The 19,184-nt window shown below is 43.2% G+C and carries 19 protein-coding genes and 1 pseudogene; 11 read left to right on the top strand and 9 right to left on the bottom strand.

Annotated features, from left to right (window positions below):
* Window positions 1–26: 26 nt before the first annotated feature.
* From CBI31_RS08585 to CBI31_RS08565, 5 genes are all read right to left on the bottom strand, one after another.
* Window positions 27–1,673: a Tar ligand binding domain-containing protein gene (locus CBI31_RS08585; protein ID WP_088525996.1), complete on the bottom strand. Its 1,647-nt coding sequence runs from the start codon at window positions 1,671–1,673 to the stop codon at window positions 27–29.
* A complete protein-coding gene (locus CBI31_RS08580; RefSeq protein WP_088525995.1) occupies window positions 1,651–1,950 on the bottom strand; it encodes a hypothetical protein in 300 nt (99 codons plus the stop codon). The genes CBI31_RS08585 and CBI31_RS08580 overlap by 23 nt, the downstream gene beginning before the upstream one ends.
* A gap of 90 nt (window positions 1,951–2,040) precedes the next feature.
* Complete coding sequence (gene motB / locus CBI31_RS08575; RefSeq protein WP_088525994.1) at window positions 2,041–3,006, bottom strand: flagellar motor protein MotB; 966 nt, start codon at window positions 3,004–3,006, stop codon at window positions 2,041–2,043.
* Between the two features lie 3 nt (window positions 3,007–3,009).
* Complete coding sequence (gene motA, locus CBI31_RS08570; protein ID WP_088525993.1) at window positions 3,010–3,873, bottom strand: flagellar motor stator protein MotA; 864 nt, start codon at window positions 3,871–3,873, stop codon at window positions 3,010–3,012.
* A gap of 94 nt (window positions 3,874–3,967) precedes the next feature.
* Window positions 3,968–4,780: a class I SAM-dependent methyltransferase gene (locus tag CBI31_RS08565; RefSeq protein WP_088525992.1), complete on the bottom strand. Its 813-nt coding sequence runs from the start codon at window positions 4,778–4,780 to the stop codon at window positions 3,968–3,970.
* A gap of 176 nt (window positions 4,781–4,956) precedes the next feature.
* Between CBI31_RS08565 and CBI31_RS08560 the strand changes: the two genes are divergently transcribed.
* The 3 genes from CBI31_RS08560 to CBI31_RS08550 are packed head-to-tail and all read left to right on the top strand — an operon-like array spanning window position 4,957 to window position 6,517.
* Window positions 4,957–5,211: a hypothetical protein gene (locus tag CBI31_RS08560; RefSeq protein WP_088525991.1), complete on the top strand. Its 255-nt coding sequence runs from the start codon at window positions 4,957–4,959 to the stop codon at window positions 5,209–5,211.
* The gene (locus tag CBI31_RS08555; RefSeq protein ID WP_088525990.1) at window positions 5,208–5,867 is read left to right on the top strand and encodes a FlgO family outer membrane protein; all 660 of its coding nucleotides are present in this window, start codon (window positions 5,208–5,210) and stop codon (window positions 5,865–5,867) included. The genes CBI31_RS08560 and CBI31_RS08555 overlap by 4 nt, the downstream gene beginning before the upstream one ends.
* Before the next feature lie 53 nt (window positions 5,868–5,920).
* Complete coding sequence (locus tag CBI31_RS08550) at window positions 5,921–6,517, top strand: FlgO family outer membrane protein (RefSeq protein WP_088525989.1); 597 nt, start codon at window positions 5,921–5,923, stop codon at window positions 6,515–6,517.
* 4 nt (window positions 6,518–6,521) lie between these two features.
* Here the strand turns inward: CBI31_RS08550 and CBI31_RS08545 are convergent, their stop codons facing one another.
* On the bottom strand, window positions 6,522–7,781 hold the full coding sequence (locus CBI31_RS08545) for a response regulator (protein ID WP_088525988.1): 1,260 nt from the start codon (window positions 7,779–7,781) through the stop codon (window positions 6,522–6,524).
* 399 nt (window positions 7,782–8,180) lie between these two features.
* On the opposite strand from CBI31_RS08545, the gene flhD reads away from it, so the two are divergent.
* The 3 genes from flhD to CBI31_RS08530 all read left to right on the top strand — a co-directional run bounded on the left by flhD (window position 8,181) and on the right by CBI31_RS08530 (window position 12,898).
* Entirely contained in the window at window positions 8,181–8,513 is a 333-nt protein-coding gene (flhD, locus tag CBI31_RS08540; RefSeq protein WP_088525987.1) for a flagellar transcriptional regulator FlhD, read from the top strand.
* Window positions 8,514–8,550: 37 nt separating this feature from the next.
* The gene (gene flhC, locus CBI31_RS08535; protein ID WP_088525986.1) at window positions 8,551–9,114 is read left to right on the top strand and encodes a flagellar transcriptional regulator FlhC; all 564 of its coding nucleotides are present in this window, start codon (window positions 8,551–8,553) and stop codon (window positions 9,112–9,114) included.
* Between the two features lie 184 nt (window positions 9,115–9,298).
* Window positions 9,299–12,898, top strand: a complete 3,600-nt coding sequence (locus tag CBI31_RS08530) for a beta strand repeat-containing protein (protein ID WP_088525985.1) — start codon at window positions 9,299–9,301, stop codon at window positions 12,896–12,898.
* A gap of 42 nt (window positions 12,899–12,940) precedes the next feature.
* On the opposite strand, the gene CBI31_RS08525 is transcribed toward CBI31_RS08530, so the two are convergent.
* Window positions 12,941–13,204 carry a hypothetical protein gene (locus CBI31_RS08525; protein ID WP_088525984.1) on the bottom strand — a complete coding sequence of 88 codons (264 nt, stop codon included), beginning with the start codon at window positions 13,202–13,204 and terminating at the stop codon, window positions 12,941–12,943.
* Between the two features lie 2 nt (window positions 13,205–13,206).
* Window positions 13,207–13,467 (bottom strand): DUF1902 domain-containing protein, encoded by a 261-nt coding sequence (locus CBI31_RS08520; protein WP_206075479.1) that lies wholly within the window; start codon window positions 13,465–13,467, stop codon window positions 13,207–13,209.
* 248 nt (window positions 13,468–13,715) lie between these two features.
* Here CBI31_RS08520 and CBI31_RS08515 point away from each other — a divergent pair.
* Window positions 13,716–13,988, top strand: a pseudogene (locus CBI31_RS08515) (response regulator); the annotation flags it as partial.
* A gap of 80 nt (window positions 13,989–14,068) precedes the next feature.
* On the top strand, window positions 14,069–15,667 hold the full coding sequence (locus CBI31_RS08510; protein WP_088525982.1) for a PAS domain-containing protein: 1,599 nt from the start codon (window positions 14,069–14,071) through the stop codon (window positions 15,665–15,667).
* A 28-nt stretch (window positions 15,668–15,695) separates the two neighbouring features.
* Here the strand turns inward: CBI31_RS08510 and CBI31_RS08505 are convergent, their stop codons facing one another.
* Entirely contained in the window at window positions 15,696–16,085 is a 390-nt protein-coding gene (locus CBI31_RS08505) for a surface-adhesin E family protein (protein WP_088525981.1), read from the bottom strand.
* A 243-nt stretch (window positions 16,086–16,328) separates the two neighbouring features.
* Here CBI31_RS08505 and CBI31_RS08495 point away from each other — a divergent pair, with 243 nt between their 5' ends.
* The 3 genes from CBI31_RS08495 (at window position 16,329) to CBI31_RS08485 (ending at window position 19,137) form a co-directional block, all read left to right on the top strand.
* A complete protein-coding gene (locus CBI31_RS08495) occupies window positions 16,329–17,927 on the top strand; it encodes an EAL and HDOD domain-containing protein (protein WP_088525979.1) in 1,599 nt (532 codons plus the stop codon).
* 221 nt (window positions 17,928–18,148) lie between these two features.
* Window positions 18,149–18,682 (top strand): helix-turn-helix domain-containing protein, encoded by a 534-nt coding sequence (locus CBI31_RS08490; protein WP_088525978.1) that lies wholly within the window; start codon window positions 18,149–18,151, stop codon window positions 18,680–18,682.
* 62 nt (window positions 18,683–18,744) lie between these two features.
* Window positions 18,745–19,137, top strand: coding sequence for a surface-adhesin E family protein (locus CBI31_RS08485; RefSeq protein ID WP_088525977.1), 393 nt, complete (start codon window positions 18,745–18,747; stop codon window positions 19,135–19,137).
* Window positions 19,138–19,184 lie beyond the last annotated feature (47 nt).

Raw genomic sequence — 19,184 nt, 5'->3', positions numbered from 1 at the left:
GGTAAAAAACTTACCCAAATTTGGGCTTAAAACAGCTTCCAGTCAGGATCTTTTTCAGCAGGGTTTGCTGGGGGATTTTCAGCTTCTGAACTTTTTGGAATATCAGGTGAAACGGTATTCAAAGGGGCATTTTTAGGCTCTGAAACCGTTAATTGACCGAAAGTTTGGGCTAGGGTATTGGCGTGTTGTAAGAGCGCCTCGCCACTATGGATCGTATCTTTCATGGTTTCTACATTTTTCTGGGCAATTTTTTCGACCTGAGATACCGCGCTGTTCACTTCATAGAGGTTCAAGCTCTGATCTAAAGAGGCGGTCGTGATATTGGCGCTCATATCGGCGACATATTGTGTGGAGCTAGCAATACGCTCGACCACCTTATGAATGCTATCCATTTTTTCAGCAGGAATTCCTGACTGAGCTACTTCAGCAGTGAGGGTATTTGCCATCTCAGAGGTGGAAACTGCCATGAGACGGGCCTGTTTGGCGTTTTCAGCGTTTTGTTTTGTGCTATCACCCAAGCTTTGCATCTTGAGATTAGAGCTTTGCAAGACCTGAGCTTGCTCTTCGGCGCCCTTGATGAGGCTTGTATGGTAAAGCGTTAACTCTTTAGCCAATTTTTGAATCTCAACCCCTTGGCCTTTGGCAAAGCTACTGAGCTCTTCCATCTTATCTAGGAGTTGATTCATGGTTTTATTGAGTAAATTGACTTCTTCCAGTTCGCTATCAACCGCAAGACGTTTGCTCAAATCATGATTTTGTAGCGCTGCGGGAATGGCTTGAGCTTGTGTTAAGGCTTTTTGGAGGGCTTGTTGCACACTGCGTTGGGCAGACTCAGAGACTTGACCCTTTTGCATTGCCAAATCAATAGTGGTGTTGAGCTCTTGCGCAAATTCATAAAAAGCACCACGATGTTGATCAGCATCTCGGCGACCCAATAACTTTCCATCTTGCATCGCGGCATTCAAAATGCTGGTATCGAGCATGAACTGCTTCCATTCACCCTGAATCGCTTTAATGGCTGCCATCGCACTGCTATGGTCACCTGCGCTCAATGTAATGCGGTAATCCAATTGACCACTAGCGATATAGCCTGCAGCCTTAGTTAATTCTTCAGGGCTAGCACCTAAGCTGTGTTTCAGAGTTCTTGAGATTAGGAGTGCCAAGCCAAGCATGATCAGCATGCCAACAGTAATGATCATGAGCTTATCAGTAGGCATGCCATTAACAGAGGATGGCGCATTTGACTTAACTGAAGAGACTTCACCACTTGGCGTGTTTGATGTTTCAACTACTGGAACTGAAGGTGCTGCAGGTGCAACTTCTGTCACACTTTTCTTTTGTAAGGCAATGAGTTTTGTACTCGCTTGGGCTTTGATGAGCGCATCTACATCAGCTATTACTTGTGTTTGCATGCCTTGGGTGCGGGCGAGCAGAGCGCTGGCTTGCGATAAGTAGTTCACTTGTAAAAGATCAACAGTCGGCTTGATTGATTGGTTAACGAGTTTGTCAAAATCGCTGGTAAATTGCGTTGCTAATGTTTTTTCTTCGGCGCTTAAAGGACTTGCTAAATAAGATTGCCATATAGCATTCATATCGGCGAGATCTTGAGTAACACGGTCCGCTAAATTACGCACTTCATCCGAAACAGGATCAGGCGTCTTTTTTTTCTGCATAAGCAGTATTTAAAAAGATGCGATTTTGTGCAATTAACTCTTTGAGCTTATTTAAATTGACAGGTGCTGGAGCCTCATCTTTTGGTGAGTCAGGAGTTGTGTTTTTAGTAGAAGTAGAGCTTGCAGACTTACCAGAGATTTTGAACTCCGGTACCCAGCTTTGGGTATTGAGTAAAAGTAGACCTGCCATCAAGAGCGAGGTCAAGAGCATGCCGATTAAGCCAACTTTGACTGGCAAGTAAGGGAGCTTAGGGAGACCGGTCTTTAGTGTCATCATGATCTACATTATTACAAATAGGCGAAAGGGTAAATGCTTTTAATAGTGAGTAGAGTAGAGGCGATAGGTATCACTGATTAGGGCTCAGCATTACGGCTTAGCGGCGGGCTTAACATCAGGCTTAGTATCTGTTGCCTTGACTGCAGCTGCCTTTGCATCAGGAGCCCCTGCTTGAATGCCTTTTTGAACTGATTCGGCATTACCTGCCTCAATAGACATATTTTTCTCTATCCGTTCTTGGGCTTTTTTGTTCATCACAATAATCGAGATGCGGCGATTGATTGGGTTTAATGGGTCTACCTTATCGTATAAAACCGCAGAAGATAGACCGATAACCTGCAATAGTTTGGTTTCATCCATGCCGCCATTCACTAACTCTCGTCTCGCAGCATTGGCGCGGTCTGCAGATAATTCCCAGTTGCTATAAGACTTTTCTTTATTAGGGAAAGGGTGTGCATCGGTATGGCCAGATAGGGTGAGTTTATTTTCAACACCATTCAATGACTTGCCAATGGCCTTCATAATATCGCGTGCATAAGACTGGAGCTCATCATCGGATAAGGCAAACATCGGTCTCTTGAGGTTATCTACAATCTGAATTCGCAAACCATCGTCAGTAATGTCAATTAATACTTGTTGTTTATAGCTTTTAAGTTGAGGATTATCTTGAATGACAGATTCAACTTTGGTCTTCAGTTGCTTAAGACCTTCTTCATCCAGCATTTTTTGCGGAGATTTATCGCTGTTGTCATCCGCTTTAGAAACTTCACCATCTTTACGTGTGAGATCTTTACCGCCGCCAACAAAAATGCCGCTTGCTCCTGTAGTGCTAGGGCCGGTGGAGACAATTTTTTCAATTGGCATCTTAAAGTATTCAGAGATACCTTTTAAATCTTCTTTAGAGACTGAAGCTAGTAGCCACATCAATAGGAAGAAGGCCATCATGGCCGTTACGAAGTCTGCGTACGCAATCTTCCATGCACCTCCGTGATGTCCGCCAGCAACTTTTTTAACGCGTTTAACAACAATGAGCGGCTTTTCTTCTTTAGTAGCCATGGATTAACGCGTTTTGGCGCCCTTAATATATTCTTCGAGTTCAAGAAACTCAGGACGCTCAGTTGAATTTAATACCTTACGTCCAAACTCCACGGCAATTGTCGGCGCGTAACCATTTAGGCTCGCCAGCAAAATGATCTTAGCGGTTTGGAGCATCTTGGTGGATTCGTTAAGTTTTTGCTCAAGGATGGTAGAGAGTGGGCCCACGAAGCCATAGCAAAGCAAAATACCCAAGAAGGTTCCCACGAGAGCGTGTGCAATCATGACGCCCAGTTCATTGTTGGATACTTGACCAACAGATGACATGGTGTGAACCACGCCCATCACCGCAGCAACAATACCAAACGCTGGCATACCGTCAGCCATTTTTGCAATCGCATGACAGACTGCATGACCTTCATTGTGGTGAGTCTCGATATCGATATCCATCAAATTTTCAATTTGGAATGGCTCCATATTGCCGGAGAGCATCATGCGTAAGTAATCGCATAGAAAGTCCATCAAGTGATGGTCTTTCATAATCTTTGGATACTTGGTGAAGATCGCACTGTTCTCAGGATTTTCAACATCTTTTTCGATGGCCATCATGCCGTCTTTACGAATCTTGGTCAAAAACTCAAACATCATGGCTAGCAAATCTAAATAGAGGGCTTTGCTATAACTAGATGGAGCCAGCACAGTCGGTAGGGCTGCAACCGTTGCTTTAATGGTCTTCATGTCATTACCGACTAAAAAGGCACCAAATGCAGCGCCACCAATCATCAATAACTCGATCGGTTGAAGTAGAGCCGCAAGGTGACCGCCGGCCATCATAAATCCGCCGAAGACTGAGAAAATAACGACTACGTAACCAATGATGACAAACACAAGAAGCCCCTTTTTGCCTGAATAACAGAAGAATACCTGTAATTACGACATTTAATTGCCTGAATAAAGCAAGATTATGGTGCCTGTCTTCCCGTTAAGCGGGGCGATATTGGCTCATTTTGTAGACATAGCACTCCCGTTGATCTGAGCTAAAGATCAATTTTTGGGATTCTTGAATATTGGGCACGGGAAATTCATGACTCAGTAAGAGGCTTTCACCACCCATCTCTAGAAGGGCTTTTTGCCATAAATCGGGCATAGCGGCTGGCGAAAGGTAGGCAAAAATCAGATCATAGTTGGCAAAATTAATCTTTTCATAGTTCCCGAGGCGAAAAAGAGCGGGTGATCTGAGAAATTTGGACTGAATAACGCTCATCATCCAGGGTAAAGGGGCTATTTCAATGCCCTCAACGTAAGATTCTGGTCGTAACTGGGCCATGCGAATTGCAAAATTGCCTAGGCCACTGCCAATTTCCAAAATTCTGAGCTTTTTGCCTGGCAAAAGTTCAGAAACGGCATTCCAAACCTCGGGCTTGGAGGGGTAAAAGGGCACTTGAGTGATAAAAACCGACCAAAAAAGGGCTGCTGTGAGTAGAAAGCCGAGCAAAAAGTAGCCAGTCGGAATATCCAGTGCCAGCGCAACCCAAATAGCCAAGGGAAAAAGCAGGTGAATATAGCGCCACCAATGGGCCATTCGAAAGGTAATGCTTAAAAAATAGGCAATGATTCCTTGTGCTATTAAAAGAACTGCCAGATTGGGAAAGGCACTAGGTAAAAAGCCTGGGAAATGAAAGTCTAGTTGTATCGCAAGCCAACATAAGGCAGCCGCCAGAACAAAAGCGCAGCCTTGGACTATCAGGGCAATCAGCGCATGCGGAACCTTGCCAAATAAAAAATGCTTTGCCATTAAATCGGTGACTTCTGAAAATTCATTTCACTAAATCCTCATCAATCGCAATTTTGAGCCGTAAAGGGAATATAGGAATCTATACAAGCGCGCCATATTAAGCAGTGCGGTGTCAAAACGTTTGTTGGTATTGAAGTATTCAAATGAAGCAGTGTCGAAGTTTTTGGGCTAAGGATATGTTGCGTTTAAATTATCTTTCATTATTGATTGCGAGTCTTCTGATTTGTTCAGGATGCACTTCTGCGAGCTCGCCCTATGCAGTCAATTGTGATAATTGCAACTCACAGCCTTACTATTCAGTCATGATTATTCAGCCAGGAATGTCCAGTGATTTTCCGGTGAGTTATCGCGTTCGACTGCCTGATAGCGATACCAAGGTCAATAAGATGATGCCAACTGAGACCGTAAGTTCTAGATCGGTTGCGCAATGAAACTACTATTAAGCACACTCTTCGCCATGGGGCGTGGCACCTTTGCCTGCACTTTATTGACTGCATTCACTTGCCTCACTTCTGCTCATGCACAGACCCAGCCAGGTCAAGAAAAGACAGTTTCACCTTATCCGTTTCGCTATGAGCCGATTTCTTTAGTACCAAGTACTTCATCAACCGGGGCACTCAATACGGCTTCGATGTTTATTGCTGAGCAGCTTGAGCGCAATCTTTCTCCAGAGATGAGAAGCCGCGCTTTGGTAGTGACTGATTTTGTTGCTCTCAATACCTTGAATGAGACTTCTCAGTTGGGCCGTCTCTTAGCGCAAAACTTAATGCATGAAATGCAATTAAGAAATTGGTCCGTCACAGATATCACCTTCAGAAAAAATATTCTGATTGAAGCTAGCGGTGAGTTTTCTTTGAGTAGAGATGTTAAGCAACTCAAGCCACCAGTACAAACTGGCAGCATCATCACTGGTACTTATGTGAATACTACTGAAGGTTTGATTTTGAACGTCAGAATGATTCAGGTGATCAGTGGCGCGGTAGTGTCTACAGCCCAAGTGAAGTTGCCTGCTGATCGTCTGATCTCGCATTTGTTGGATGGTCCTCCAAGACCGCCAACCATGACAGTCTTAAATCTCACTAATTAATCCCACTAGCATCCACTAGTAGAATACGACTTTTATTGATATTCTGAATCGATATGTCTATTCGTCCTGCCTCTCGCTTTACTTTCCTCCCTCTCGTCATTGTTTTGCTCGGCGCGCTATTGGGTCTGACAGCTTGCGGCACTACCAGTCGCAGTGATGCGCAATGCCTCACGTTTGAAGATAAGCTGCAAGCAACCGATTTGACTGCGCTGGTATCTGGTATGGCAACCGAACTGAATACGGCATTACCTAAGTTTGATCCTAATGGCCCAGATGAATACGGCGTATTGCTCGTTGCCGATTTTGTGAATGTCAATACACTCAAAGCAGAGCCGAATGTCTTGGTGATGAGCGAGATGATGCGTACTTATCTAGCGCGCATACCAGGCAAGAGAGTTGTGCAAGTTGAGTTTGGTAAAGATATTCGCATCAGTGATACCGGTATTGTGTCTTTGACTCGTAAGATTGGTCAGACTGGCAATACCAAGGTTGGCGCTAGCCAGGTGATTGTTGGCACTTATCTCAACATGCCCAATAAGCTGGTGATTAATGTCAAAGCCATTGACCCAAGCAATCAAATTATTAGTGCAGCGATTGTGCGCGAGTTGAACTACACGTGCAGCGGTGGCAAATTAAGACTAGATAAATAAGTCTCTAGTTCATCCAAAGAGCGAGTTGCTTGACTAGCTCTTGAGGGTCAACTGTTTTAGCAATACAGCCATTCATTCCGTGATCAAGGCATTGCTGAGAGGTATCAGCGCATACTCTGGCACTCAGCCCAATAATTGGTAAATGCTGAAGATGTTCTTGTTGTCGAATGAGTTTGCATGCTTGCAAGCCATCCAATACAGGCATGTGAATATCCATCAACACCGCGTCGTATTGCTTGGTCTTGAGTAGCTCTAAAGCATCTTGACCATTGCTGGCCACGTCAATGCTCGCCCCAAAGATTTCTAAAAATTCTTTGAGAGCCTCTTGTGCTGTCACATTATCTTCAGTGAGAAGAATGATGCGATCTTGCAGTAGCTTATCTTGGAGATCTTGCTTGACAGTACTGCGCTCTGAGCGCGCTTCCGATTGATCAAGATATTGTTTTACTTTGATCCTTGTGGTCGTGAGCATCTCTAAAAAATGGTGGTAGTTCTCTGTTTGGAGTTGACCCAGCCTTAAATCTGCCTCCAGAAATTCAGCGGCAGCAAAAACTGCTTCAGCACCAATCGTGGCTGCAGATCCTTTAAATCCATGAATACGACTTTGTGCAGATTGGTAATCATTCATGGCAATTTCATTTTGAAGACCCACACTGCAATCGCGACAATCTAATGCAAAGAGATTTAGAAGTTTATGGGTCAAAGAGATATCAGCCATGAAGAGGGCTAGTTTTTTGAAGTTAAATCCAGACAGTTCTCCTAGGGGGCTGTCGGCAAGATCTTGATCGGGCGCCATGCTTGGATAGGAAGTATGCAAATCAGTATCGGAAACCTTCAATTGCGAAATCCAACTCACCAATGTTTGATATAGCTTGTCTGGGTCGATGGGTTTGCTAATAAAGTCATTCATCCCATGGTCAAAGCATTGCTGAACCTCATCTGCAAATACCCCCGCACTGAGTCCAATGATGGGTAAAGACTTCAGATGTTCTTGCTCTCGAATTTGTTTGCATGCTTGCAAGCCATCGAGCACGGGCATCTGAATATCCATTAAGACTGCGTCGTAATGCTTGGTCTTTAGTAGTGCTAAAGCATCTTGGCCATTGCTAGCAATATCAATACGAGCACCCGCGCGAATTAAAAATTGCTTTATGACGGTTTGATTGATGAGGTTGTCCTCAACAATCAGGACTTGAGACCTTGCTAACACCAAATGGTGGTGATTTTTTAAATCCTCAGCAGATGTGGTGTTGTTTATAGTCACAACTTCACGCTTTATTTGCTGTGAATTGAGTGCGGTAAATCTGCTGATCTTGATTTACAGGCTGCAGAACAGGGCAGTAGGGCAATGTACCCAAGCCATTGTTGGCGGCTAAGTTTTGAATGCTTTGCGGCGTATACAAAATCTAGTCTCCATGTGTGCTCTAGCTTGATGGCTCGGGCTTCTGCTGGCTATTTGAATAGCCATTCTTTTATCCATTTTCTAAGATCAACTGCGCGACATTGCCGCTCATTAATCCCTACTCAAAATGGATTTTATACATATTTGTAAGTATTTTCCTTACTAAATTTGTAGCATTTATCTCATTTAGAAAAAAAATGGGTCGGGCAAACTACATCCATCGCGAAAGTACTAAATCGCATAAATTAAGTGAGATAGAACATGCAACTGATTGATAAATCACAAGAAAGCATTATGACAGAAATTCGTGAAGCGAATCTGAATTATTTAATGCTGGCTCAACAGATGATTCAAGCAGACAAGGAGCAGGCTGTTTTCCGCCTTGGCGTGAGCATGGATATCGCTGATTTAATTGGGGATTTAAGCAATTCTCAGTTGATTAAGTTGGCCAGCTCCAACATGATGCTGATGCGCTTCCGCTTTGACGATGCTGCTATGTTGGGTATGCTGACCAAAAATACTAAGGGTTTATCCCAATCTATCGTCCACAGCTCTATTTTGATGGCCGGCCAAAAAGCCGAAGCCATTGCCTAAGTTCTGCAATATTCATAACGAAAGCGGAATTTAGATCATGAAAGTCAAAAGCATTGTTGGTGAAACTGAGCAACTGCAATTAGCGATTCAGTTAATTAATTTGGGTGCGCGTTTACAGTTGTTGGAGTCACACACTTCTTTATCACGCGAGCGTTTGACTAAGCTTTATAAAGAATTAAAAGGAATCTCGCCTCCCAAAGGCATGTTGCCATTTTCAACCGATTGGTTCTTGACCTGGCAACCGAATATTCATTCTTCTTTATTTCTCAATATTTACAATTTTTTAAAAGAAAATACTGGAGTTACCGGTATTCAGGCTCTGATTAAGTCATATCAGCTCTACCTTGAGCAATATCACATCATTGAGCAGGCTGATGACCATCCGATCAGCGATGAGCCAGTCATTAGTTTGATTCGCGCATGGACACTGATTCGTTTTGTAGAGCAAAAACTTCTGAAAACTGAAACTTGTTCATGTTGTAAAGGCAAGTTTGTGGTTGATGTGTATGACCTCCACGAAGAGTACGAGTGCAATCTATGCAATGTGCCCTCCAGAGCAGGCAAGTACCAGAAGAACAAGAAGTATCTGTTGGCTGCTTAACTGAATAAGACAAGCTAATTCAATAGGCTTTACCCGGCTGTAAAGCCATCTCAAAGCAACATTTCTCAAAGAGTTTAGGAATTAAGGCTATTAAGTGCCTTTTTTCTAACCATTAAAAAAACAGTTATTAATTAATATGGCTTAGTTACCTAAGCCATTAATTTTATTGTGTTTTTTAGTTCGTATGAATAATTCGATCACAACCTTAGCATCAAGCCTGCAAAGTGCAGTCAATGATGTTCAGGCACGTCTTGAAGCGACGCATACGCAGATTGCTGATGGCAAGCAACCACTATCTAAGCAACAAGCTAGTGTCGTTGCTAGATTATCTAATCAGGCCACTAGCCAAGACGCTGTTCAAGGCAATATCACTAACGCCAACAACATCATCGATATTACGCAAACAGGCTTAAGTTCAATTTCATCGATTCTGGCGCAAATGCAGAGTTTGGCTACTCAAGTATCTAATGGCTTATTTAACTCAGTTGATCAGACCAATTTGTTTACTCAATTTGCTAGCCTCAATAGACAAATTGGGCAAATTGCTGCTACGACCAGTTTGAACGGCAATAATTTACTCACTGGTAATCAGACTTTATCGGTAGTCAGCGGCACCGATGGTGTGAATAACCAAACTACTTTAATTCAGGGCATTGATATCACCCGTTTGCAAACAGCTCTAAATGCGATTACTTTTGCAGTTGCTTCTCAAAATTTAACTCCCACTACGGTAGTAGATGGCGTACCTACTGTCAGCAATCCTACAAGTGCACAACAAACCATTAGCTTTAATGGCTTAGCATATGGCGATAGTGCAACCATTGGTGGTTTAACATTTACTGCCAATAGAGACTTAACTGCAGCACAAGTGGCAACCGTTTTTGCTCAAAAAGTAAATACCCCTGGTGGTACCTCTGCATACGGTACTTTTACAAATAGCTTCACAGGCAGCTTTACTGCATCTGATAATGGCAGTGGCACGGTGATCTTCACTGGATCTATCACTGGACCACAGTCTATCTCTGTTAGCGGCAATATTGCGAGCATAACAACTAGAATCAGCAGTAGTAATATCACTGGTAATACTCCCGGAGTAACTGATGTAGCACCCACCTCTGCTCGGCAAACTATTAGCTTTAATGGCTTAGCCAATGGTGATAGTGCAACCATCAGTGGCTTAACCTTTACCGCTAATAAAGATCTAAGTGCGACGCAAGTTGCGGCGATCTTTGCCGATAAGGTCAATAATCCCAGCGGTACCCCCCCTATGGATGGAAGTTTTACCGGTAGTTTTTCAGGAAGTTTTACTGGTGTTCATGATGGTAGCGGCACGATAGTATTTAGTGGGTCAAGTACAGGACCACAATCAATTTTAGTCGGCGGCAGTATTGCTAGTGGGACGACCCGCATCAATGTTAGTAATATCACCAGCAACACCCCTGGGGTAACTGATGTGCCATCAAGTCTCGCACAGCAAACTATCCGTTTGAATAGTATGGCTAGTGGTGATACTGTGAATGTGGGTGGCTTGATATTTACTGCCAATTCTAATTTGACGGCAGCAGAGGTAGCAACAATTGTTGCAAGCAAGATTAACTCAAATTCCTATTCCCCATCTTTTGCTTTGGGTGCTTTTGATGTAAGTAGCTCTTTTTTGGGCGGTTTTGATGCTCCTGTTATTACCAATGGCACTATAACCTTGCGCGGTCAGGCTGCTGGACCAAGGGGTCAAGTGCCGGTTAGTTCAAGTGTATCTGCCAGATCACCATTGGGCACATCGAATGAGACGGTTATATCGTCCGGAGAGTTTTCAACAGCAAATATCACCGTTTCTTTTTTGCCTCTAGCGGCTGGTAATACGGCTACTGTTGGCGGTCTAAGCTTTACGGCAAACACAAACTTAACTCCAGCAGAGATTGCAACTGTTTTTGCAGAGCAATTTTCTTCACCAGGAAGCCTCCCCTCTATTGGTAGTTTTACGGGTAGTTTTCAGGGTGGATTTAACATTAGCAATAACGGTAGCGGTATTCTGACTTTTCAGGGTGATTCTGCTGGAATAAGAACTCTAGGAATTAGTGGACGAACTGCTAATGCGACTATTCAACTCTCAGATGTGTCTGTATCAGATTGGGGAAGTGGTTCAAGTTCGGGCTCAAATGCAATTCAGAGAATCACGCTGCATGATATATCCGCAGGACAGACTGCAACGATCGGGGGTCTTACATTTACTGCAAATACTAACGTTAGTGCAGCAGATCTTGCTAGTAGATTTTGGTTAAAGATGAACAATACGGATACAGGTACTGGTGGCAGTTTCAATGGTACAAATTTTACTGCACCATTTAACTCTCCTTACAACTCATCAGCCCTCAACTCAGGATTGCTCTACGTTACCGCTAACAGCACTGGACCGCAAAGTCTAATATCAGTTTCTGGCAGTACTTTAACTTCATCTGACGTAACAACTACATCGGATGGTATTGCAGGTGGACCAGGATCTCCATCTCGACAAAAAATTCAATTTCATGACATGTTCCCCGGGGAGAGTGTTAGGGTTGATAACCTAACATTTATTGCTAATACATTTCTCAATGCTACTACCGTAGCGACTAATTTCTCTGAAAGAATGAGCAGTAATTCTAGTTCGCCTACAGGAGGATATTTCAGTGGTACATATGGAGCCTCTTTTGTACCGGGATCCATATCTAATGGCGCCTTATCCATCACTGGTTCCTATAATGGTTATCAGGGCTCTATTTATGTTACGGGCAGTACAGGCTCAATTACGAGCACTAGCGCCTATTTATCTTCTTCAAATGTCACTACGCAAGCTGCTGGTTCTAACGGCACACCAGGAGTTCTTGCTCTGCAGACGATTAGTCTGAATGCACTCAATAAAGGTGACACAGCAATCATTAGTGGCCTAACACTAACTGCCAATGAAGATCTAACACCTGATCAAGTTGCTAGCTTTTTTGCAGACAAGATCACATCTAACGCCAATAATCCATCATCAAGCTTAGGTAGTTTTAATGGCACCACCTTTACTGGGGGAGCATTCAACGCCTCCAGCCTAGGACGAGTTCTAACCCTTACAGGTCAAAACTTCGGACCGATGGGCACGGTGAGCGTAGATGGTAGTGTGACTGCTAGAGTTGCCTTATCTTCTTCAAATGTCACTACGCAAGCTGCTGGTTCTAATGGTGTATTAGGTGTTCGTGCCGTTCAGACGGTCACCTTGTATGATCTCAATGCGGGTGATAGTGCAACAATTGGTGGTCTGACGCTGACTGCTAATACAAACTTAACGCCCTCTGAAGTCGCTTCATTATTTGCTAGCAAAATTACTGCGGGTAGAGAGCCAGGCTCAAATCTTGGAGCCTTCAGTGGCACATTCGTAGGTGGTTTTACTGGAGTGAGTACCGGAAGTACTTTGACCTTAACGGGAACCTCCTATGGACCAATGGCAACCGTGACTGCCAGTCAGATGGTTTCTGGGCAAGACAATGCACCCAAAGCAATCGCTTTGATCAATCAATTTATTTCACAAATTTCTTCTACCCAAGCATCTTTGTCAGCTGCTAGTACAGATCTCAATAGTGCACTAGACAAGAGTACTAAATTAGTCACCAGTTCACAGAAAACAGTGGATGATATTCAGAATATTGATTTGACTGCCTTGCAAGCTAGTTTGCAGGCTTTAAGCACGCAACAAAGTCTAGATTTTCAGGTGATCTCGCAGATGAATAACGCGGCATCCTCCTTACTGGCGATTTTTAGATAATTCGCATCCAAAATTTTTGATGCACAAGAACTATTGATTTAGTTACTCAGTCTTATCTTCAGCATCTTCATCTTGATGGGCCTCAAATTGTTCGGGCAGGCCAGCAATCTTCAAAACCGCATTAGCAGTATGGTGCGAGAGTATTTTGCTATCTAAGGGGAAGTAGACACTGGTTACTGGTGAAAACCAAATATCGTGATTCCCTCTGTGAGCTGGCGCATGATAGTGGCAGCCAGCCTCTTTGAGTATTGCAACTAAATCTGTCGAAAAAGAGTTTCCCCGATAGGATCCGATGACTTTAGCCATGATTACGCCTCAGTTGGAATGTGAGCCGTAGCACATTTACGGGCCAGCACTTCATACACAATTTCAGCTTGATCCGTCAGTTTGTTTAAGAGCATTAATTCCGGAAGCATGGAAGAGAGCTTATTAAAAAGGACTTCAATTGAATCAGCTTCGGTTGCTAATCCCACCACATCATCGGAGGTAGCCGACCAGATGCTAGCATCGCTGTCCCATTCTGCGCTGATGGTAAATACTTTTTGCATGTGATCTCCAGTAACTTGCATAGGGCAGCCTCAAAACGGCATCAAGGCAATGTAAAGATAATATAATAGATTGGCGCGGAAAATGAACCCTCACACCATCTAAAATACCTATATAAATCAGTCACTAAGCTATGAAACCTACCAATATTCTAATTGTTGATGATACCGCTGAAAATATTGATTTACTAAAGGCTGTATTGGAGAGTCGTGGCTATGCCGTCAAAACGGCCTCTAGTGGTGCATAGGCTCTCAATTTAGTTGAGTGTGGCGAAGACTTGCAGGGTCAGCTTGAAAAGCAGTGCCCAGATTTAGTGTTGATGGATATCCAGCTACCAGGTATGAGTGGTTTTGATTGTTTGAAATGGATGCGTGCTGATGCTCGTTATGCCGCTATCCCCGTTGTTGCTTTTACAGCTTCAGTGATGCAAGATGACAAGCAGGCAATCATCGATTCTGGTTTTAATGGCCTGATTGAAAAACCTATCGGGTTTAAAGAGTTCCTCAATACTATTTCATCTACGCTGGAAAATTTGGCCGCTTAAGTTATATATTTCATTCGCCAAATTTTCTGCTCTAGAATGAAGTTTTGCCAAATCGGCGGGTAAATCTATAATTCGACTTTATGACTAGCTCCAATCAATCCCCCGATATGAGTAATCAAGCGGCGAAGTTACTCGAGGATCCCTCTTTCTCCATCGTTGATCGCGAGGAATTTGTCAGGTTAGCTGGCGTCGTGATTGCGAATACGAATGATATTGTCGTAATTACAGATATTCCCACTGACGATCAAGAGCCGCGCATTGTGTATGTGAATGAAGCTTTTGTGCGCGAAACAGGTTATGCGCCACACGAAGTGTTAGGAAAAAATCCTCGCATGCTTCAAGGCCCAAGATCTGACCCAGAGACCAAGAATAGAATTTTTAAAGCTCTGGGTGAGTGGAAGCATGCTCTGGGTGAGTGGAAGCATATTCGTGAAGAAATCTTAAATTATAGAAAAAATGGTGAGGAATTTTGGCAAGAGCTCAATATCTTTCCGATTGCTAATGAATCCGGTTGGTTTACCCATTGGGTTTCTATTCAGCGTGATATCACCGAGCGTAAAGTTTCTGAAAAAATTATTTTTGAAACCAAGAATCGCTTAGAGCTAGCTGCTCGTGCGGGTGGTGTCGGTATTTGGGATTACGACTTCTTTAATAATCGCTTGGTTTGGGATGGGCAAATGCTCAAGCTCTACGGCATTACTCGGGATCAGTTTACGGGTACCTATGCTGACTGGGCTGAGAGGCTTCACCGGGACGATAGGGAGAGTGCGGAGTCGGCAATTACCAAAGCTCTCGAAGGGGCTAGTGAATTTAATACTCAATTTAGAACGATTTGGCCCGACGGTAGCATCCACTTTATTCGTGGTTTAGCACTTGTAGAAAGAGATGCTGACAATAAACCCCTGCGGATGGTCGGCACTAATTGGGAAATTACTGAGCTAGTGCAGGCAAAGACCGACGCTGAGTCTGCACTCAATATCAAAACCCAGTTTTTAATGAATATGTCTCATGAGATTCGCACTCCTATGACGGGGATTATTGGCTTATCTGCTTTGGCCTTGTATGAGCCCTTAAGCCCGGTAGTTCGAGAGTATTTGCAAGGCATTGAATCTTCAGCCAAGTTACTCCTTGAGATTGTGAACGACATTCTGGATTTCTCTAAATTAGAAGCCGATAAGGCGCATATTAATACTGCGCCATTCACTATTGAAGACCTCTTTACTAGGGTGCGTGCTTTATTTTTAGAAAGTGCAAAGGCTAAGGGCTTGCAATTGAATCTTATTTGCAACTTAGAACCTAAAACACAATTGATTGGTGATTTTTTTAATCTCAGTCTTGTAGTTAATAATCTGGTTGGTAACGCAATCAAGTTTACTGAGCAAGGTTCAGTAGATCTATCGATTCAGACGCTTAAGCTAGAGAATTCCACATTAACCTTGCGCTTTACCGTCAAAGATAGCGGAATTGGTATTTCACAAGAGGCTCAAAAGCAAATATTAGAACCCTTTGCACAAGCCGACGGTTCGATTTCTCGCCGTTTTGGAGGTACTGGACTGGGCTTAACAATCGGCAATCGTATTTTGGAGTTAATGGGTAGTAAGCTCAATATCCACAGTATTGAAGGGCAGGGATCAAGCTTTAGTTTTGACTTGGTATTGGTCCAAGAGCGTCGTAAATAAAGAATGTCTAAAAAACAAGCTTGCTAGCTTATTTAGGTCTACACAAATAAGTAAACGCTTTGAAATTTAATACGTTGGGTGGAATGCTGATCCAATTTTCTGGCTTGTTAGATGAAAAGATACGATCACCTTGCCCATTCTTATCGGTATAGGCATATTTTTCTAAAAAACGGGCTTTATTTTCTGTGCAGTCATATTCGTAAAGCGCTACTCCAGAATAAAAATCTCTATCGCCCTCAAAGATTTGTTGTGGTTTCTTAAGGTCGTATAAAACCCAAGCTTGAATGGAGTAGGGGTTACGTTTAATCGTGCTGGTATCGATCTTGATCACGGCGGTATCGTTGCTACCCAGTTCTAACCAATTAGCCATAGCTACAGAACTAAAGCAACACAGCATGATGATGACTAATTTTTTCATTGAGGCGCTCTCATTCAATTGAAGAATTGGATACTTCAAAATATTTTATTCTGTATTTTATGATCAATGTAGTCCTCATCTTTGATTTGGTTCAAGCTATTCCCTGGAAGATGGTATCAAGTCAATCTGGATATGACCTCAAAGAGGAAAAGGGTCCGGATTTAGTGCAGATAAACGGCTAAATTATGAGCCAATTGTGGTAAAAATGAGCTTAATGCTTCACTCGTTTTTATTACTTTAGTTATGGCACTCTTCAAGAAAAAAGCACAATCTGCACCGATTCAGGCTCCCAAGGGGCCTGAGAAAATTGCGCCTGAAAATCCTTATCTTGGACGTGAGCCCATCATCAATAGAGAACAAGCGATTATTGGGTATGAGCTTTTCTTTCGACCAGGTACCACACTCAAAGCTAAACGGCTGAACGATCGTAATGAGGTATTGGCACAAATTGCTAAACGCTTAGCTGAGGACCCCAAAGCCGAAGTAAGTTACCCAGAAGAGGTGACTGACGCCAACCTGAGAGATGATGATGGGAAAGAGGTGACCCAGGTCACTCTCCCCGAAATCTTTTATTCCCTCAAGACTAAGGGTGTCACCCAATCTCTAGGTCAGCATTTAGGTTTTATTGATATTCGCGTCGATCAACTAGGGGATGAGCTGCGAGGTTTCCCGGCAATTAAGTTTCCGCTACAAATTCATCTTGCAGAGATCTTAGAGGCAATCAAGACTGAAGCAAGTCAGGTTACAGAAACTGTAGAAGATCCCGAGGTCAAGAAAGATCTTGATGATTCTGGCGAGCCCCCAGCTCCTGAAATTTTGCAAAAGCTCGAGCGATTGAGAAGTGCTGGCTATAAATTCGTATTAACGGGACTGACCGAAGTCTTTGATGGCCTTGATGACATTTTGCCCAAATTTCGTTATATCAAATTGGATCTGCAAAAAGTCGCTCAGCCATCCAGTCTAATTGATTACTGCAAAGGCATTCCACTGCCGCGCGATGAAAAGTCCAAGGGCGCTACTAATGTATTGCAAATCATTGCAGTGAACGTTCATGAGCCAGAAGAATTTCATCAGGCGCGTGATGTAGGCTGTGACGCATTTGAAGGTTTCTACTTCATTAAGCCCGATCCCGAGCTTTCTTTGCATCGAGGTGAGGAGTATCGCAAGTTATTACAGCTGTTGACCTTGTTGCTCTCTTCTCCAGAGTTAAAAGACTTAGTGACTGCAATTGAGGCTAACCCAGTCGTTTCCAAGCATCTGATGGTGATTGCTGAGATTGACTCGCGTCGTAAGCGCGATAAGCCCGAAAATATCCGAGATGCTGCTGTGATCTCTGGCGTAAAGCGGATTACTCGTTGGACGCAACTTTTGCTATACGCAGATACCAAGGCAAAAGTAGCTTTGGATGCTACGCCTTTATTGCAACTCGTTTGTGTGCGAGCTTTCTTCATGGAATCTCTATCAACCAAGTTAGGTGCAGGTGGCGGTTTAGGTTCTAGCGATTTAGCCTTCTTGGTGGGTGGCTTATCCTTAATTGATAACCTGTTTGATGAGTCAGCACGTGAGTTGCTATCGCACTTCAATCTGCCTGGTGTGGTCGTAGACGCCATTGTTGATCGGTCAGGCATTTTGGGCCAATTGCTATCATTAGCTGAGGCGGCAGAAGTGGGTGATTTGGAAAAATGTCGCCACCTGTGCGCCGATGAGTTAAAGACGGTGACCTTGGATGATGTTGCCCAAGATTCATTATTGGCGATCAAAAACTTCGTCTCCCAAACCCAGTTTGCACCTGAAGAGGATGTTTGGGAGAGCGCCAATACGGCAGATGAGGATTTGGCCTAAGGGCTCGTCCTCTGTTTTTACCCCCCCCGTTAAAGAAATCGGCTAGATTGGCAAAAAATTGTCATCTATTTGAAATATTTGCATTGTGACAATTAGTGTATAAACTACCTTAAGTTCATGATTAATATGGGCAATGTGCAGTAATTTGATGTTGTTTGGTTAAGGTATGGCGGCATTAGGCAGACGAGTACTTTCTTGTTTCATCCTTAAAGGAGATTTTGGTGTCCGACAAGCAGAACAATCCACTACCCAAAATATTGGGTGAGCGCTTTAAGGATGCCAGAGAAAAGATGGGGTTATCTATCGAGGAGTTGGCAAATAAAGCCATCCTTTCGAATAGTCAAATTCGCCAAATTGAAGGTAAGGAACAGGGTGCATTTTATTCTGCAGCTATTAAATATTCAAGTGCTCAAAAAGTAGCGAAAATTTTGGAGCTGCCTGAAGATCAAGCGTTTGATATAAGCCAAACTGATCTCGATCACGATAGTCAAGAGCTCAAAGAGCAAAAGGAGCTTAAAGAGATTGAAGCCATGCTGGCTCAAAAAATGATCAATGAGCTTCAATATGAAAGGCCTAGCCTAATTCAAAAAATCATTGGCAAGCAAACCTCTGCGCAACTACCGCTTCAAGGTATTGAGGTGCCCCAAGCCAACAGACCCAAATCCATCCTTAAGCGTTCAGTTTTTTTATTGATTCTGATTGTGGGGATTGGATTATGCTATTGGTTGCTCAATCCATACTTTAACGTTTCTTAAATTGAGTTCAATGCTCAACATCTTCAGTATCGCCATGAATCAATCCCTCGAAAGATTGGCTAATGATTAAACAGATATTATTTCTTACGTCACTATTGTTTGCTAGCCAGGCTTGCGCAGATTGGACTAAGGTAACAGCCAATCAAGATATTTCTGTTTATATTGATGCTCAGGCTATTCAAAAAAGCAAGGGGCTAGTTAAGGTCAAAGTTTTAGTCAATGAAACCAAAGAATTGATTGTTGATAAAGATCGCTACTCATATCAATCATTTAGAACTTATATTGAGTACAACTGTAAAAAAGAGCTCCAAAGAGCACTATCTACGAAATGGTTTTCTGCGCCCATGGGTGAAGGCAATATGATTTATCAAGATAAGCAACCATATCCTTTCGCACCAGTAGCAGAGGGTACCCTGGGTCTAGTTGTAATGAAGCGGGTTTGCAAGGGTGCTTAATGGACGGTTTCTTGAAGTGTTTGCTTTAAAGCGCCCAAATGTTCAAT

Source organism: Polynucleobacter campilacus (assembly GCF_002206625.1).
Taxonomy (GTDB): Bacteria; Pseudomonadota; Gammaproteobacteria; order Burkholderiales; family Burkholderiaceae; genus Polynucleobacter; species Polynucleobacter campilacus.
The sequence above is the reverse complement of the archived record's forward strand: the minus strand, read 5'-3'. Positions and strand labels throughout refer to the sequence as shown.